Source organism: Streptomyces murinus, assembly GCF_002154555.1.
GTDB classification, from domain to species: Bacteria; Actinomycetota; Actinomycetes; order Streptomycetales; family Streptomycetaceae; genus Streptomyces; species Streptomyces murinus.
The window spans coordinates 1-15,123 of sequence record NZ_MUNF01000679.1 but is presented as its reverse complement, the minus strand read 5'-3'; the positions used below and the strand labels follow the sequence as shown (position 1 = coordinate 15,123).

Annotated in this window: 15 protein-coding genes; 8 read left to right on the top strand and 7 right to left on the bottom strand. The window is 70.2% G+C overall.

Annotated elements, in window-relative coordinates; all coding sequences use genetic code 11:
* Positions 1–379 (bottom strand): TetR/AcrR family transcriptional regulator (locus CCN72_RS32985; RefSeq protein WP_143664279.1); only part of this gene is annotated, 379 nt, incomplete at its 3' end.
* Positions 380–500: 121 nt separating this feature from the next.
* Between CCN72_RS32985 and CCN72_RS32980 the strand changes: the two genes are divergently transcribed.
* Complete coding sequence (locus tag CCN72_RS32980) at positions 501–1,724, top strand: saccharopine dehydrogenase family protein (RefSeq protein ID WP_086811912.1); 1,224 nt, start codon at positions 501–503, stop codon at positions 1,722–1,724.
* Between the two features lie 184 nt (positions 1,725–1,908).
* Complete coding sequence (locus CCN72_RS32975) at positions 1,909–3,423, top strand: class I adenylate-forming enzyme family protein (protein ID WP_086811910.1); 1,515 nt, start codon at positions 1,909–1,911, stop codon at positions 3,421–3,423.
* Positions 3,424–3,479: 56 nt separating this feature from the next.
* Here CCN72_RS32975 and CCN72_RS32970 read toward each other — a convergent pair whose 3' ends face one another.
* From CCN72_RS32970 to CCN72_RS32960, 3 genes are all read right to left on the bottom strand, one after another.
* A complete protein-coding gene (locus tag CCN72_RS32970) occupies positions 3,480–3,905 on the bottom strand; it encodes a PaaI family thioesterase (RefSeq protein ID WP_037664198.1) in 426 nt (141 codons plus the stop codon).
* The gene (locus CCN72_RS32965) at positions 3,902–5,074 is read right to left on the bottom strand and encodes an aromatic ring-hydroxylating oxygenase subunit alpha (protein WP_208638169.1); all 1,173 of its coding nucleotides are present in this window, start codon (positions 5,072–5,074) and stop codon (positions 3,902–3,904) included. Before CCN72_RS32965 ends, CCN72_RS32970 begins: the two co-directional genes overlap by 4 nt.
* A 127-nt stretch (positions 5,075–5,201) precedes the next feature.
* Positions 5,202–5,765 (bottom strand): TetR/AcrR family transcriptional regulator, encoded by a 564-nt coding sequence (locus CCN72_RS32960; RefSeq protein WP_208638168.1) that lies wholly within the window; start codon positions 5,763–5,765, stop codon positions 5,202–5,204.
* A gap of 309 nt (positions 5,766–6,074) precedes the next feature.
* On the opposite strand from CCN72_RS32960, the gene CCN72_RS32955 reads away from it, so the two are divergent.
* Both CCN72_RS32955 and CCN72_RS32950 read left to right on the top strand, forming a co-directional pair.
* Positions 6,075–7,493 carry a purine-cytosine permease family protein gene (locus CCN72_RS32955; RefSeq protein ID WP_086811905.1) on the top strand — a complete coding sequence of 473 codons (1,419 nt, stop codon included), beginning with the start codon at positions 6,075–6,077 and terminating at the stop codon, positions 7,491–7,493.
* 326 nt (positions 7,494–7,819) lie between these two features.
* Positions 7,820–8,095 (top strand): hypothetical protein, encoded by a 276-nt coding sequence (locus CCN72_RS32950; protein ID WP_208638167.1) that lies wholly within the window; start codon positions 7,820–7,822, stop codon positions 8,093–8,095.
* A 58-nt stretch (positions 8,096–8,153) separates the two neighbouring features.
* Here CCN72_RS32950 and CCN72_RS32945 read toward each other — a convergent pair whose 3' ends face one another.
* Together CCN72_RS32945 and CCN72_RS32940 are read right to left on the bottom strand one after the other, a co-directional pair.
* Complete coding sequence (locus CCN72_RS32945) at positions 8,154–8,588, bottom strand: RidA family protein (protein WP_086811901.1); 435 nt, start codon at positions 8,586–8,588, stop codon at positions 8,154–8,156.
* A 63-nt stretch (positions 8,589–8,651) separates the two neighbouring features.
* Positions 8,652–9,326 carry an HD domain-containing protein gene (locus CCN72_RS32940; protein ID WP_086811899.1) on the bottom strand — a complete coding sequence of 225 codons (675 nt, stop codon included), beginning with the start codon at positions 9,324–9,326 and terminating at the stop codon, positions 8,652–8,654.
* A gap of 71 nt (positions 9,327–9,397) precedes the next feature.
* Between CCN72_RS32940 and CCN72_RS32935 the strand changes: the two genes are divergently transcribed.
* Positions 9,398–10,408, top strand: a complete 1,011-nt coding sequence (locus CCN72_RS32935; RefSeq protein WP_086811895.1) for a GlxA family transcriptional regulator — start codon at positions 9,398–9,400, stop codon at positions 10,406–10,408.
* Positions 10,409–10,513: 105 nt separating this feature from the next.
* Positions 10,514–11,020: an SRPBCC family protein gene (locus CCN72_RS32930; protein ID WP_086811894.1), complete on the top strand. Its 507-nt coding sequence runs from the start codon at positions 10,514–10,516 to the stop codon at positions 11,018–11,020.
* A gap of 88 nt (positions 11,021–11,108) precedes the next feature.
* Here CCN72_RS32930 and CCN72_RS32925 read toward each other — a convergent pair whose 3' ends face one another.
* On the bottom strand, positions 11,109–12,542 hold the full coding sequence (locus CCN72_RS32925; RefSeq protein ID WP_086811892.1) for a CoA transferase: 1,434 nt from the start codon (positions 12,540–12,542) through the stop codon (positions 11,109–11,111).
* Between the two features lie 235 nt (positions 12,543–12,777).
* Here CCN72_RS32925 and CCN72_RS32920 point away from each other — a divergent pair, with 235 nt between their 5' ends.
* Positions 12,778–13,926, top strand: coding sequence for a CaiB/BaiF CoA transferase family protein (locus CCN72_RS32920; protein ID WP_086811891.1), 1,149 nt, complete (start codon positions 12,778–12,780; stop codon positions 13,924–13,926).
* Between the two features lie 4 nt (positions 13,927–13,930).
* Complete coding sequence (locus CCN72_RS32915; protein ID WP_086811889.1) at positions 13,931–15,064, top strand: acyl-CoA dehydrogenase family protein; 1,134 nt, start codon at positions 13,931–13,933, stop codon at positions 15,062–15,064.
* The last annotated feature ends 59 nt before the right edge of the window (positions 15,065–15,123 follow it).

Here is a 15,123-nt window from a genome sequence, read left to right as displayed (position 1 = left end):
CGCGGGGCCGGCCGGTGACGCGGCTGGCGGTGAGCAGCGCGGCGTGGGGATGGGCGAGGTACGAGGCGTGGATGGCCAGGCCGAGGGCCCGTAGGTCGGCGCGCCACGTCCCGGTCGGTGTCCAGCTGTCCAGGGCCCGGCCCATCAGCTCCTCGCCGATCGCCCGGGTCAGTCCGTCCAGGCCGGCGAAGTAGCGGTACAGCGTGCTCGGGTCGGCACCCAGAGCGGCGCCCAGGCGGCGGGCGGTCAGCCCGGCGGCGCCGTGCTCGTGCAGCATCCGCAGGGCCGTCCGCACGATCAGCCGCTCCGACAGGACGGTGCCCTGCCGGGTCGGCCGCCGCCTGCGCCGTTCCGCCTCCGGAACCACCTTCTTGGGCACCCGCGTCACCGCCTCGCGCTCCTTATGCCAACGCCGTAGACCTTAACAAGCCGCCTCGTGTTTCATCGGGTCACCTCCCGGGGCCCCGCCCGGGGGGCCCTCTCAACGAAGGGTGTGTGACATGCGCGTACTTCTCGTCGGTGCGGGCGGTGTCGGAACCGCCGTCACCCGTATCGCGGCCCGTCGCGGCTTCCTGACCCACATGATCGTCGCCGACTACGACCTCGCCCGTGCCGAGGCGGCCGTCGCCGCGCTCGACGATCCCGACGGCCGCTTCAGCCCGTACCGTCTGGACGCCTCCGACGTGGAAGCGGTACGGAGTCTCCTCGTCACGGAACGCTGCGATCTACTGCTCAACGCGACGGACCCGCGCTTCGTGATGCCGCTGTTCGACGCCGCGCTCGCCGCGGGCGCGCACTACCTGGACATGGCGATGTCGCTGTCCGTGCCGCACCCGAGGGCCCCGTACGAGCGGTGCGGGGTGAAACTCGGCGACGAGCAGTTCGCCCGCGCCGGGGAATGGGCGGACGCCGACCGTCTCGCCCTGGTCGGGATGGGAGTGGAGCCGGGTCTGTCGGACGTCTTCGCCCGCTACGCCGCCGACGAGCTCTTCGACGAGATCGAGGAGCTAGGGGTCCGCGACGGCGCGAATCTCACCGTCGAGGGCTATGACTTCGCACCTTCCTTCAGCATCTGGACGACCATCGAGGAGTGCCTCAACCCGCCCGTGGTCTACGAGAAGGACCGGGGCTGGTTCACCACGCCGCCGTTCAGCGAGCCGGAGGTCTTCGACTTCCCCGAGGGCATCGGCCCCGTGGAGTGCGTGAACGTCGAGCACGAGGAGGTGCTGCTGATGCCCCGCTGGGTGGACGCGCGCCGGGTGACGTTCAAGTACGGTCTGGGCGACGACTTCATCGCCAAGCTCAAGACCCTCCACGCGCTGGGGCTCGACTCCACGGCGAAGGTCACCGTCCCCGGCGCGGACGGACCGGTCGAGGTCTCCCCGCGCGATGTGGTCGCCGCCTGTCTGCCCGACCCGGCCACGCTGGGTGAGCGGATGACGGGCAAGACCTGCGCGGGCACCTGGGTCAGGGGCACGAAGGACGGCGCCGCGCGCGAGGTGTACCTGTACCACGTGGTCGACAACGAGTGGTCGATGCGCGAGTACGGCTCCCAGGCCGTGGTCTGGCAGACGGCCGTCAACCCGGTGATCGCCCTCGAACTGATCGCGAGCGGTGCCTGGCGGGGCAGCGGCGTTCTCGGCCCCGAGGCGTTCCCGGCCCGGCCCTTCCTCGACCTGCTGATCGAGTACGGGACTCCGTGGGGGCTGCGCGAGGAGCGCTGACCCCGTCGTCGGTGTCCCGGTGACTGGACCCGCCACCCCACTCGGCGTCGCGCCCTGACGCGGGAATCCCTCCGGGTAAAGGGAGTTGAAGCTTCCGCGGGGGTATTGAACGATGATTCAATTCTTGCCGTGCCGACGGGATCCCCCGGCACGGCAGTCCCACCGGAACACGGAGGACCCTGCGGTGAACCTGACATGGATGCTGGAGGCGTCGGCCCGCAGCTGCGGCGAGAAGCCGGCCCTCGTCTCCGATCTGGGGTCGATGACGTACACCGAGTTGCTCGCGGCCTCGAAGCGGGCCGCCGCCGTGCTGCGGGAGCGCGGGGTGCGGCCGGGCGATCGCGTGGGGGTGATGACGTACAACACCCCCGCCTTCGCCGTCGCGGCGTTCGGGATCTGGCGGGCCGGGGCGGCGCTGGTACCGGTCAATCACAAGTTGACCGCACCCGAACTGGCGTATGTCGCACGGCATTCGAAGCTGCGCGTCGCCGTCGTCGCGGAGGAACTGTCCGGGCGGATGTGCGAGGGCGCCCCCGAGGTCGATGTTCTCAGCACGGACGACACCGGCGGCGGAGAGTTCGACAGGCTGGTCGCCGGAGCACCGGAATGGGAGGGAGTGGAGGTCGGTCCCGAGGCCGTCGCGCAGGTGCTGTACACCTCCGGGACGACCGGCGCGCCCAAGGGCTGCCTGCACTCGCACCGCGGGCTGTCCGCCGTGCCCGCGTACACCACGGCCGCCGCGGGGCTGCGCCGCGAGGACCGGTTCCTGCTGGCCATGCCCATCTGGCACGCCTCTCCCCTGAACAACTGGTTCCTGTCGATGATCTACCTGGGCGGCACCGTCGTGCTGCTGAAGGAGTACCAGCCGCTCGCCTTCCTGGAGGCCGTGCGAAAGCACCAAGTCACCGCCTTCTTCGGTGCCCCCATCGCCTACCTCGCCCCGCTGAAGGCCCTGCCCGCGGCCGGGGTCGACCTGTCCGGCTTCGATCTGTCGAGCGTGCGGCTGTGGGCCTACGGCGGGGCGTCGCTGGGCGCCGAGACGGTGCGGACGCTGGAGGCGGCGTACGGCCCGGACCGCTTCTGCCAGGTGTACGGCATGAGCGAGATGGGGCCGGTGGGCTCCGTGCTCCGCCCACATGAGCAGCTCGCCAAGGCGGGGTCGATCGGGGCGGGCGGTATGCCGGGCGTGGACATCCGCGTGGTCAGGGACGACGGCGTGGACGCCGGGGCCGGCGAGACCGGGGAGCTGTGGCTGCGCTCGGGGACCCGCATGCTGGGCTATCTCGACGACCCGGAGGCGACCGAGCGCGCCTTCGCGGGCGACTGGTACCGGTCCGGGGATCTCGCGCGGGTGGACGAGGACGGTTACCTGTTCGTCGTCGGCCGGATCAAGGACGTCGTCATCACCGGCGGGGAGAACGTCTACGCGCCCGAGGTGGAGGAGGCGATCCTCCAGCATCCGGCGATCCGGGACGCCGCCATCATCGGGCGCACGCATCCGGACTGGGGCGAGACCGTCGTCGCCGTGGTCGAGGCCGACTCGGCGGTGACGCTGGAGCAGTTGCGCGGCTTCCTCTCCACCAGGCTGGCCAAGTACAAGATCCCCCGCGATCTGGTGGTGGTCCCGTCGCTGCCGCGCACGCCCTCCGGCAAGGTGCAGAAGCACGTACTGCGCGAGCAGGTGCGGACCGGCCCCTGACAATTCTGGCGCCAAGGGCCGGTCGGCCGCCGGTCGTCGACCGGCCCCGCGGTGTCTCAGTCCTCTTGCTTGCCCGCCCGTACGATCGTCCCCTGCGCCACGGCGACCAGGCGCTCCTCCCCCTGCTCCGAGACGACGTAGACCGAGCACTGGCACACGGCCTGACGCCGGGTGGTGACGGTCGCCTCGGCGCGTGCGACGACGTACTCGCCCACGGCCGGCCGCACGTAGTTGATCTTGTATTCGGCGGTGAGCGCGTCACCGCCGAGGGCGAGTCCGCCCGCGAAGGTCAGCGCATTGTCGGCCAGGTAGCTGAGCACTCCCCCGTGCACGAAGCCGTGCTGCTGCTGGATCTCGGGCCGGTTGGTCACGCGGATCTCGGCCGAGTCGGGCCCGGCGGCGGTGAGTTCGGCGCCCAGGAACATGCTGAACGGCTGGGCCTTGAAGATGCTCTGTGCGAAACCGGCGTGGTCCATGGTCATGAGTGCCGTCCTGATACTCGGGGTGTGGTGGGGGTGTCCGTGTCGGGGTCGGTGAGCCGCTCGTCGATGTTCTGCTGGAACATGGCGAGCAGGCCCTCCGCGAGGCCCAGGACGTGGTGGTCGCTGCCTCCGTGGGGCAGATGCCGCTGCACGTCCTCGGCGATGGCGAAGTCCTCCTGGTCGAAGACCGTGTCATTGGTGAACTCGAAGCGCTTGGCCAGCGCGCTCTGTCCCGCGGACCCGGCGAAGTCACCGTCGCGGTAGAGCATCTCGTGGGTCCATATCGTGCGGTTCGCCGCCAGCGGCCAGAAGGTGTTGATGGACACGTAGTCGGGATGCAGGATGAAGAAGGTGTTGGGGAAGAGCGTGTAGTACACCGAGGCGTAGTCCAGGATCCGCCACTCCTCCTGCGGCTTCAGGGCCGTCTCGACGATGTTGGTGCGCGCCGCGGACAGCCGGATGTGCGGACCGTCCTCATCGTGTGCGATCACCCCCTTCTTGAAGGCGAAGGCGAGGGTGTCCCGGTGCAGATACGGGACGTGGTAGCCCTCCAGATACGTCTTGATCAGCAGCTTCCAGTTGGCCTCCTTGACCACCTTGGTCTTCTTGTACCGCACCAGCGAGGCCACGTCGAAGTTCACCAGGTCATCGTGGAACGTCCCGAGGAAGCCGGGGATGTCGAGCGTCTCCCCCGGCGTACGGCCGACCCAGATCAGGCCGCCCGACTCCGCGGCCGGCAGTTCCACCAGGCCGTAGTCGCAGGTCTTGACGCCGGGGAAGTCATGGGCCCGGGTGATGCCCTTCAGGGCGCCGTCGAGCCCGTAGACCCAGCCGTGGAAGGGGCAGATGAAGTTCTGCACCACTCCCGTCGGCTGGTCGGCGAGGCGAGCCCCGCGGTGGCGGCACTGGTTGTAGAAGGCGCGGACCCGGCCGTCCTCGCCCCTGACGACGACATAGGGGAACTGGTCCCAGTCGCTGGTGAGATAGGCCCCGGGTTCGCCGAGTGCCGAGGCGTGCCCGGCGATCAGCGGGTAGCGGGAGAAGGCCGAGGCGATCTCCCGCTCCAGGAGCGCCTCGTCGGTGTACTTGCTGACCGGAATCGTGACGACCTCGTCGAGCATCTTCTCGTCGCGGCGCGTCTCGCGCAGCGCGAGAAGACGCTCGATCATCGCCACTTGTTCACTGTGCCGCATGGGGTCCCCGTCGCAGTTCAAGCTCTGAATGCTCGTTCAATTGATGTTACGAAAGGTACGGAGGCGAGGCAATGGGACTCCCGCCCTCCGGAACACGGGACCGTCAGGACGGTGCGCGACCGAGGGCGCGGAGGCAGAAGTCGCGGATGTCGGCGACCAGTTGCTCGTCCGGCACCTCAGCCTTCTGCGAGACCTCCGGCGAGAGCCTGCCCACCAGCGCCTCGGAGATGGCGCCGATGACGGCGCCGGCCGAGACCGCCGCGTTCTGGGGGGCGAACAGGCCGGCCGCGACGCCCTCCCGGATGACGCCCTCGCACAGCTGGGCGTACTCCCGCCGGTACACCAGGCGTTCGCGTTCCACCACCGGCGAGACCGGCTCGAACAGCAGGGACCACGCCAGCCGCCGGCCACGCAGGGCACGCCCCGTGAATGTGTCGGCGAACGCCTTGAGCCGGGCCTCGGGGTGCGCGGGCGCGGTGTCCACCGCGGCGCGTACGGCGGCCAGTTCGCGTCCCGCGGCCCGCCGGAAGACCTGTGCCAGCAGCTCGTCCCTGCTGCCGAAGTACGAGTAGAGCGAGCCCGCGCTCACCCCGCACGCGCCGGCCACCGCGGCCACCTTCGCCCCGGCGAAGCCCTCCCGGGCCACCAACTCGTGAGCGGCACGCACGAAGGCCTCTTCCTTCGTCCGGGCGTGCCGCTTCGTGCGTTCCGTACGCCGATACACCATGGCGGGAGCTGGGCCTTCCGTGTCGCTGCCGGGACGCACCAGTGAACCAGGAAACGCCTGGGGGGTGTGGGGTGGGCCGCGCGTCACCGCGCTCCGGCGCCCCGGAGGGTCCCGACCGCCGCCTCGCCCATCCCGATTTCGATGGCCCGCACACTTAATTTCGGCCAGAGTATTGACCTTTCATTCATTCGAACACATCCTGCATGGACGCATTCAGCCGGTGGTGTATCCACGGAAGAGGGCATCCTTATGGCAGGCATGGTCGAACAACGCTCGATCGACGTGGTTCCCGACGCCGAACGGCACGGCAGCGCGTTCAGCCAGTTCACGCTCTGGCTGGGGGCCAACCTCCAGATCACCGCGGTCGTGACCGGGGCGCTCGCCGTCGTCTTCGGCGGGGGCGTCCTCTGGTCGCTCATCGGCCTGCTGCTCGGCAATCTGCTCGGCGGCGCGGTCATGGCCCTGCACTCCGCCCAGGGGCCCCGGCTCGGGCTTCCGCAGATGATCTCCAGCAGGGCCCAGTTCGGCGTCCGGGGCGCCGTCGTCCCCCTGGTTCTGGTCATCGTCATGTACGTCGGCTTCTTCGCCAGCGGCAGCGTGCTGGCCGGCGAGGCCGTCGGTGAGCTCACGCACCTCGGCGACACCACCGGCATCGTGATCTTCGCCCTGGTCACAGCGGTCACCACGGTTGTCGGCTACCGGCTCATCCATACCCTGGGCCGACTGGCCAGCATCGTGTGCGCGCTCGCCTTCGTCTACCTCGGGATCCGCCTGCTGGAGCGCGCCGACCTGACCACCCTCCTGGCCGACCACTCCTTCCGCCTGCCGCTGTTCCTCCTCGCCGTCTCCCTCTCGGCGTCCTGGCAGCTGGCCTTCGGTCCGTACGTCGCCGACTACTCGCGCTATCTGCCCCGTGACACCTCTCCCCGCGCCACCTTCTGGTGGACCCTCGGCGGCTCGGCCCTGGGATCCCAGTGGTCCATGACCTTCGGCGTCCTCGTGGCGGCCACGGCCGGCGGCGCCTTCCTCGACAACCAGGTCGGTTACGTCGTCGGTCTGGGCGGTGCCGGCCTGATCGCCTCGTTCCTGTACTTCGTCATCGCCCTCGGCAAGTTGACGGTCAACGTGCTCAACACCTACGGCGGTTTCATGTCGTTGGTGACCGGCATCGGCGGCTTCCGCGAGCAGCGCACCGTCTCCCCGCGCGTCCGCGCCCTCTACATCGCCGGAATCATGGTCGCGGGAACCGCGATCGCCCTGGTCGGCAAGGACAGCTTCCTGACCTCGTTCAAGGACTTCCTGCTCTTCCTGCTCACGGCGTTCACCCCCTGGTCCGCGATCAACCTGGTGGACTACTACCTGATCGCCAAGGAGCGTTACGACCTGCCCGCGCTGAGCGACCCGCACGGCCGCTACGGCGCCTGGCGCATCGGCGCCCTCGTCGTCTACGGCATCGGGCTGCTGGCCCAACTCCCCTTCCTGGCCACCAGTTTCTACACCGGCCCGCTGGTCGCTCCGCTCGGCGGTACGGACATCTCCTGGATCGTGGGCCTGCTGGTCCCGGCCGTCCTCTACTGGCTCGTGGCCCGCCGGGACACCGGACACGTACCGGACCGCATGATCCTCTCCGCCGAGCCGGAGACGAGGGCCGAGGCCACCGTCCGCTGACGGCGGCGGCCAGGGGCAGCGGCGAATGTCAGTGTTTCCCCGCGGAGGCACCGGCCCGGCGGTCCGCATCCCTCTTGTGAGCGAACGCGAACCGGACAGGATTCGCAGACCAAGAGAAAGTCGTTGACTGTGCGTCAGGTCGCGGAAATCCTGGTAAACGCACCGGAATCACCTTCCATGCACATGGGGGAAACATGGTTCGGAAAAGTCGTGTCCGGCGAGTTGTCTGTGTGGCATCCGCCGCCGCACTCATGGGACTCGGACTTGTCGGTACGGCCGCGGCGAGCGAGTCCCGTCCCACGCGCCAGGCCGCGACCCACTGGTACATGACGCCCAACCCCGGCAACAACTGCTCTCTCAACATCCGCAACTCCGCGAGCGCCGGCGGCAAGATCGTCGGCCACCTGTCCAGCTGCAGCAAGGGCGCCTGGTGCTGGTACCAGAAGTCGGACTGCGGCGCGTCGGTGAAGGGCGGTACCTACACCTGCAAATACGCCGACGGAAGCAGCGGGTTGCGCAGCAACGAATGGGTGCGCGTGGCCGACAAGAACGGCAAGCTCGCCTATGTGGCCAGGTGGTGCGGTTTCTCCCAGCGGCTGTAGGGGCCGCCTGGAGCGTGCGCCGGCCGGGACCGACAGCCGGTCCCGGCCGGCGGGTCGGTTAGTGCGCGGTCCGGCGAGGTGCGTCGGGGTAGGCGGCGGTCGCGCGGATCTCGACGAGGAGTCCCGGGCTGGCGAGGCCGCTCACCCCGATGATCGTCCAGGTCGGGTACGGCTCTTCGACGAGCCGCCGCTTGGCCTCGACGAAGCCGGGCAGATGGTCACGGATGTCGACGTGGTAGCTGGTGACGTCGACGAGGGCGGACATGTCGAGGTTCTCCAGCCGGAGGATCTCCTCGATCTTCCGCAGGGCGATCTCGGTCTGCTCCTCGATGGTGTCCGGGATGGTTCCGTCGGCGCGGCGACCGATCGTTCCGGCGATGAACAAGAGGCCGTGTGCGCGGACCGCGGCGGAATAGCCGAAGCCCGCGAAGGCGCTGGTGGTCTCCCCGAAGACCGGGTTGTCCTCGGGGACCTCGATGGTGCGGACGGGCATTGCGGTGTGTCCTTCTCTCTGTCTTCGTCTTGTCGTTGCCGATGGTTCGTGGAGCGGGTGGGGTCAACTGCCCCAGCGGGACGAGCGGTAGGCGTGCTCCAGGCGGGTCCGGCCGTAGGTCTCGCGTTCACGGAGCAATTCGCCGGGGACCGTGTGACGGGGCGCGTTCTTCGGGGACTTGGCCGCCTGCGCGACGATCGCGTCGGTGAGGGAACGGACCATGTCCAGCCGTGGATAGGCGGTATGCACGGCTTCGGCCTGCTCGTCGGTGACGACGCCGAGGTGGCCGGCGTCCACCGGGTCGTCGAAGTCGAGGGCCACGCCCTCGCGAACGAGCACGCAGAGCGTGCCGCGGCGTTCCGCGATGCCCGGGGAGGTGTGCAGGGCGATGGCCTCCCAGACCTGGTCGGCGTCGGCCTCGGGGACCGCGTGGTCGATAAGGAACGCGGCGGCCCGGTCGGCGCCTTCCACCTCGAACCGCTGGGTGTGCGGCCCGTCCGACGCCACGCCGAGGTCGTGCATCGTGCACGCGGCGAACAACAGGTCGTCGTCGTAGTCGCGGTCGGCTGCCAGGCCGCGCCGGCCGGCGAGCAGCCGGGCGAACAGGTAGCTGCGGATGCTGTGGTGGAAGACGGACGGCGTCTCCACCGATCGGATGAGACCGATGACGGCGTCGGCAAGTGGCGTGCCGGGCAACGCGATCGGGTCGGCGGTCGCCTCGTAGGTAGGTCCGGTCATGCCTTCAGCCTGGCCGCGACGGCTGTGACCTGGCGAGCGGCAAAATTTCCATGCTTCGTTAGAATCTTGCCATGACAGTGCATCACATAGCGGTTCTGGCGCTGGACGGGGTCACCCCGCTCGACCTGGCGATCCCGACGCAGATCTTCACCGCCCGGCCGGAGACCACCTACGAGATGACCCTGTGCGCGCTGGACGAGAAGGTGCGGACCACCGCGGGTTTCGCCCTCGTCGCCGACGGGGGCCTTGAGCGGGTGCGCACCGCCGACACCGTGATCGTGCCGGGATTCGAACCGATCGCCTCGCTGCCGGACGCCGTGCTCGACACGCTGGCCGAGGCCCGCGACCGGGGCAGGCGCGTGGTGTCGATCTGCACGGGCGCCTTCGCGCTGGCCGCGGCGGGCGTACTGGACGGGCTGCACGCCACGACCCACTGGAAGCACATCGACGACTTCGAGCGGGACTTCCCGGCCGTCCTGGTCGACCGTGATGTGCTCTACGTCGACGAGGGCGATGTGCTCACCTCGGCCGGGGTGTGCTGCGGCATCGACCTGTGCCTGCACATCGTCCGCCGCGACCTAGGCGCGGAAGTGGCCAACCAGATCGCCCGCGGTCTGGTCGCCGCCCCGCACCGGGACGGCGGGCAGGCCCAGTACGTGCCGGCTCCCGTCGCGGTGGCGGGTGAGGCATCGCTCTCCGCCACCCGCGGCTGGGCTTTGCACCGGCTCGGCGAGCCGCTCACACTGCGCGTGCTCGCCCGGCACGCGGGCCTCTCGCAGCGCACCTTCATGCGCCGGTTCACCGAGGAGACGGGCACGACCCCGTTGCAGTGGCTGCTCGGCGCCCGGCTCGGCAGGGCACGGGAACTGCTGGAATCCACGGACCGGTCGGTGGACCAGGTGGCGCGGGACTGCGGACTGGGCACGGCGGCCAATCTCCGGCTGCATTTCCGGCGCACGCTGGACACCACCCCCACCGCCTACCGCCGTACCTTCACGCGCCTCGCCTCGCGGGGCCCGGCCGACTCGTCGGCGGTCCCCACGGCGCCCACCTACACCGGTGACGCGGCCGCCGCCCGCTGAAGGCGCCCTTGCACGCACCGATCCGGTCGCACGGCGAGGTCGGCATGCCACAATCCTTACCGGCCGGTAACTCCCAGGTGCCGACGTGTCGAGGAAAGGTGTCCCATGGCCCGCGTGTTCACGGTGAGCGACAGCATTCATATCGACGTACCGCCCGAGGTGGCCTACCAGGCCATATGCCGCCCCGGTGAGATGGGCCGCTGGAGTCCGGAGAACCTCGGCACCACGGAGGGGACGGGGCACGCACCGGCAGAGCTGGGAACCACGTTCATCGGGCGGAACAAGCGCGGCCGGTTCCGCTGGGTGACCCGGTGCACGGTCACGGCGGCCGAGCCCGGCCGCCGCTTCGCCTTCCGTGTGCACGCCATCGGCATCGGAAAACCGCGCCTGCGTGGCCCGATCGCCAGCTGGGAGTACCGTTTCGAACCCGCCGACGGCGGCACGCGGGTCACCGAGACCTGGACGGACGACCGGCGCGCCTGGCCCGCCTTCGTGGCCGGCACCTTCGACCGGATCGCCACCGCGGGACACACCTTCGCCGCCTTCCAGGCCCGCAACATCCGCGCGACGCTGCGCAATCTCAAGCGGGACCTGGAGAGCGGCGCGAACTGACGCCGACCCGAAGCGGCACGACCACGACCACGACCGAGCCGAAGTCCTGGCGACGCGAACGCCCCGCACGGGGCGGTGAGTTGGCGAGTCACCAGGCCAGGGGGGAGGCGCCGAGCGGTTCGGCGGAACGGTCGAGGCGCGGGCGCAGGGTCGAGTACGCGATGCGGGTGGGCAGGTACCTGACCTCGCCGAACGGGCCGTGCACGGTGGCCAGTTCGCCCGCGGCGCGGGTGGGGTCGGGGGCGGGGAGCGCGGCGACGTCGGCGCGCGGGAACAGTCCCAGGTCCTGCACCCACATGCACACCTTCGCCAGGTCGATGTGCACCCGCCAGCTGCCCCCCTCACGGGCCCGGCGGCGCAGCGCCTCGATCGCTCCGGCCGTACCGAGGATCGCCGCGAGGTAGTCGTTGAGCAGGTAGGTCGGCGGCAGCCTCGGGCCGTCGAAGGAGCCTTCCTCGGCGGCGAACCCGGTGGCCGTGCAGGCGAGCTGGTCGAAACCGCCACGCCGGGACCAGGGGCCGGTCGTGCCCCAGCCATGGTAGTCCAGCACCACCAGACCGGGCCGCTGTTCGACCAGGGCCTCGGGTCCAAAGCCCTTGGTGTCCAGGTTGAGGTAGTTGCTGACATATACGTCCGCTCCGGCGAGCACCCGCCGGAAGGCCGCGGCCTGCGCGGGGTCGAGGAGGTCGCAGAAGGCGGCGCGTTTGCCGATGCCGGTCTCGATGATCATCCCGTTGGGGTCGGGATGCGTGGGCGAGGAGACGTGCAGCACGTCGGCGCCCAGCTCGGCGGAGATCCGTGCGGCGATCGGGCCCGCGATGACATGGGAGTTGTCCAGCATCCGCAGTCCGGTCAGCGGCAGGGCCGACGACAGTTCCCCGATGGCCGGGTAGGGCTCGGGCGCGCTCTCGCCCATCTTCTCCAGGTGGATCAGCGGCCGGCCGTCCAGCAGCCGGCCCTGCGGGTGGGCCCGCCACTCCTGCCGGGTGCGTACGGCGACCGCGGTGCCGCCGCGCGAGCAGATCGCCTCCTCCAGCTCGAAGGCGTCCCAGTGCGCGATCGCGTCCGCCATGCGCTGCCGGCCGGGCGGGCAGTTCAGCACCTCGCAGGCGATGTCGCGCAACTCCGGGTAGGAGACCAGCACATAGATGGAGCGGCCGTCGCCGGCGCGGTAGAAGTCGCTGTTGCCCAGCAGGTTGGGGTCCTCGATCAGCTCGCTCACCGGCACCCCGCTCGCCCGGGTGAGGAAGACCGCCATCAGCTGGTGGATCGCGGACTCGACGGAGACCGTGACGTCCTGCCGGTCCCCGCCCCGCTCCCGCCACAGCGCGGCTGCCTCGGTACCGAGCGCCGCGAGGGCGGCGGCGCAGGCTTCGCCGATGCGGTGCACGGAGGGGGTCAGCGGATCGGCGCCGGTGACGGTCACCTTCCCGCCGGTCTCCTCACCGGTGATGCCGAGCTGGCGGTAGAGGTCTTGCAGCGCGTCGTACGCGGTCGTGGGCTCGGTCGCGCTCGTGGTCATGGCGCTCGTCCTTCCGTAGTGGCCGGGTTCATCTTTCCATGACAGCGGCGGGAATTGGCGTACGTCCAATACCAAGGGCAGCGGACAGCGATATGCGATCCCCTATACATCCCATCTGACCTGCGACTATATCCGCTTCGCTATCGGCCGCCCGGGCAGCCGGTATTGGACACTTTTTGTGGTGCGGGATTCCCTTGAAGGCGTCGCAACGAATGAAGGGAACGCAGTGAAAGGAATGCTTTCCGGGGTTCGCGTCGTCGAGTTGGGCAGCGTGATCATGGTCCCGTACGCCGCCCAGCAGCTCGGTGACCTCGGCGCCGACATCATCAAGGTCGAGCCCCCGGGCGGGGACATGACCCGCCACTACCCACCCGCCCGTCACCCGGGGATGGGCGGCGCCGGTCTCAATCTCAACCGCAACAAGCGCAGTGTGCGCATCGGCCTCAAGGCGCCGAACGGCCGCGACGCGCTGCTGGCCCTGGTCCGTACCGCGGACGTGTTCCTCACCAACGTCCGCCCGCAGGCCCTGGACCGGCTCCGGCTCGGGTACGAGGAGCTGCGGGCCGTCAACCCCGGCCTGGTGTACGTCAACGCGCAGGGCTTCCGCTCGGACTCCGCGCTCGGCACCCGCGCCGCGTACGACGACATCATCCAGGCCGTCTCCGGGCTGGTGTGGCTCAACGAGCGGGCGAGCGGCGAACCGCGGTTCGTGCCCAGCCTGATCGCCGACAAGGTCTGCGGACTGCACATCAGCCAGTCCGTACTCGCCGCCCTGCTGCACCGCGAGCACGGCGGCGGCGGTCAGCACATCGAGGTGCCGATGGCCGACACCATGCTCGCCTTCAACCTGGTCGAGCATCTGGCCGGGGCGGTCATGGAGGGCGAGTTCGGCGCGCCGCGGTCGCTCAGCCGTACCCGGCGGGCGCAGCGCACGGCGGACGGCTGGATGTGCGTCCTGCCCCACAGCGACCGCAACTGGCGGGACTTCTGCGCCTTCGCCGGCCGCCCGGAACTCGCCGCCGACCCGCGGTTCGCTGACCGCGCGCTGCGGGCCCGCAACGCCGACGAGATGTACTCCGTGCTGGACGAGATGACGGTGACGCACACCCGTGCCGAATGGCAGGAGTTCTGCGACGGCGTCGGCATCCCGGCCTCGCCGGTGCACAGTCTGGAGTCGGCCGTCGCCACCGCCTACGCCCGCGAGGGCGGCCTGCTGGCCGAGGCCGAGCACCCCACCGAGGGCGGCTACCGCTCCATCGCCCGCCCGGTGCGCTACTCCGCCGACCCCGTACCGACCGTGCGCCCCTGCCCCGCCCTCGGCCAGCACACCGACGAGGTGCTCCGCGAGGCCGGTTTCGACCCTGCCCTGCTCAAAGAGGAGTAGTTCCATGACCGAGACCACCGACACCCGGAAACTGCGCGGGGAGGTACGGGACTTCCTCGCCGAGGAGCGCGCCCGCGGCACCGTGCTCGGCCGCCCCGACTCCTGGCTGACCGGCTGGGACCCGGACTTCAGCCGCCGGCTCGCCGCGCGCGGCTGGGTCGGCATGGCGCTGCCGCCCCGATACGGGGGCGGCGGGCGCGGATTCGCCGCCCGCGTCGTCGCGATCGAGGAGTTGCTCGCCGCCGGGGCGCCCGTCTCCGCGCACTGGGTCGCCGACCGCCAGGCCGGGCCTTCGATCCTGGCCCATGGCACCGAGGAGCAGAAACAGCGGTTCCTGCCCGCCATCGCGGCCGGGCGCTGCTTCTTCTCCATCGGCATGAGCGAGCAGGAGGCCGGCTCCGACCTGGCCAATGTACGCACCCGCGCCGAGCGGGTGCCCGGCGGCTGGCGGCTGACCGGTACGAAGAAGTGGACCGGCGGCGCGCATGTCAACGACTACGCGATCGTGCTGGCCCGTACCAGCGAGCACGAGGACCGGCACCAGGGGCTCAGCCAGTTCATCGTGGACCTGCGCGCCCCCGGCGTACGCACCGAGCCGATCCACCTGCTCACCGGTGAGCACACCTTCAACTGGTTCCACCTCGACGGCGTCGAGGTCCCCGACGGCATGCTGCTCGGGCAGGAGGGTGACGGCTGGAAGCAGGTCACCGGCGAGCTGGCCTTCGAACGCAGCGGACCCGAACGTTACCTCTCCACCTTCCCGCTGCTGGTCTCGCTGACCCGCGAACTGCGCCGGGGCGCGGCCACCCCCGATCAGCAGGCCCGGCTCGGCGCCCTGCTCGCCCGGATCTTCGCGATACGGCAGCTCTCGCTCGGCGTCGCCGACGCGCTGGACGCGGGTCGCCCCGCCGATGTGCGGGCCGCGCTGGTCAAGGACCTGGGGACGCGGCTGGAGGGCGAACTCGTGCATGAGGTACGGCGCATCCTGCCCCGCACCGCCGATACCGGGGCCACGCCCGGCTCCTACCCTCACCACCTCGCCTACGCGCTGCTGCACAGTCCCGGCTACACCTTGCGCGGCGGCACCAACGAGATCCTTCGCGGCATCATCACCCGCGGTCTGGAGCGGCAGTCATGACCACCACCCTCGCCACCCGCGTCGCCGCCCTGTGCGAGGCGGGTGGCGAGGGTGGTGGT

What these genes read in the sequence shown, in the direction of transcription:
- CCN72_RS32920 (WP_086811891.1), top strand. Translation starts at nt 12,778, where the DNA reads ATGCTTTCCGGGGTTCGCGTCGTCGAGTTGGGCAGCGTGATCATGGTC.
- CCN72_RS32955 (WP_086811905.1), top strand. Translation starts at nt 6,075, where the DNA reads ATGGCAGGCATGGTCGAACAACGCTCGATCGACGTGGTTCCCGACGCC.
- CCN72_RS32930 (WP_086811894.1), top strand. Translation starts at nt 10,514, where the DNA reads ATGGCCCGCGTGTTCACGGTGAGCGACAGCATTCATATCGACGTACCG.
- CCN72_RS32915 (WP_086811889.1), top strand. Translation starts at nt 13,931, where the DNA reads ATGACCGAGACCACCGACACCCGGAAACTGCGCGGGGAGGTACGGGAC.
- CCN72_RS32940 (WP_086811899.1), bottom strand. Translation starts at nt 9,326, where the DNA reads ATGACCGGACCTACCTACGAGGCGACCGCCGACCCGATCGCGTTGCCC.
- CCN72_RS32980 (WP_086811912.1), top strand. Translation starts at nt 501, where the DNA reads ATGCGCGTACTTCTCGTCGGTGCGGGCGGTGTCGGAACCGCCGTCACC.
- CCN72_RS32935 (WP_086811895.1), top strand. Translation starts at nt 9,398, where the DNA reads ATGACAGTGCATCACATAGCGGTTCTGGCGCTGGACGGGGTCACCCCG.
- CCN72_RS32970 (WP_037664198.1), bottom strand. Translation starts at nt 3,905, where the DNA reads ATGACCATGGACCACGCCGGTTTCGCACAGAGCATCTTCAAGGCCCAG.
- CCN72_RS32945 (WP_086811901.1), bottom strand. Translation starts at nt 8,588, where the DNA reads ATGCCCGTCCGCACCATCGAGGTCCCCGAGGACAACCCGGTCTTCGGG.
- CCN72_RS32965 (WP_208638169.1), bottom strand. Translation starts at nt 5,074, where the DNA reads ATGATCGAGCGTCTTCTCGCGCTGCGCGAGACGCGCCGCGACGAGAAG.
- CCN72_RS32950 (WP_208638167.1), top strand. Translation starts at nt 7,820, where the DNA reads ATGACGCCCAACCCCGGCAACAACTGCTCTCTCAACATCCGCAACTCC.
- CCN72_RS32925 (WP_086811892.1), bottom strand. Translation starts at nt 12,542, where the DNA reads ATGACCACGAGCGCGACCGAGCCCACGACCGCGTACGACGCGCTGCAA.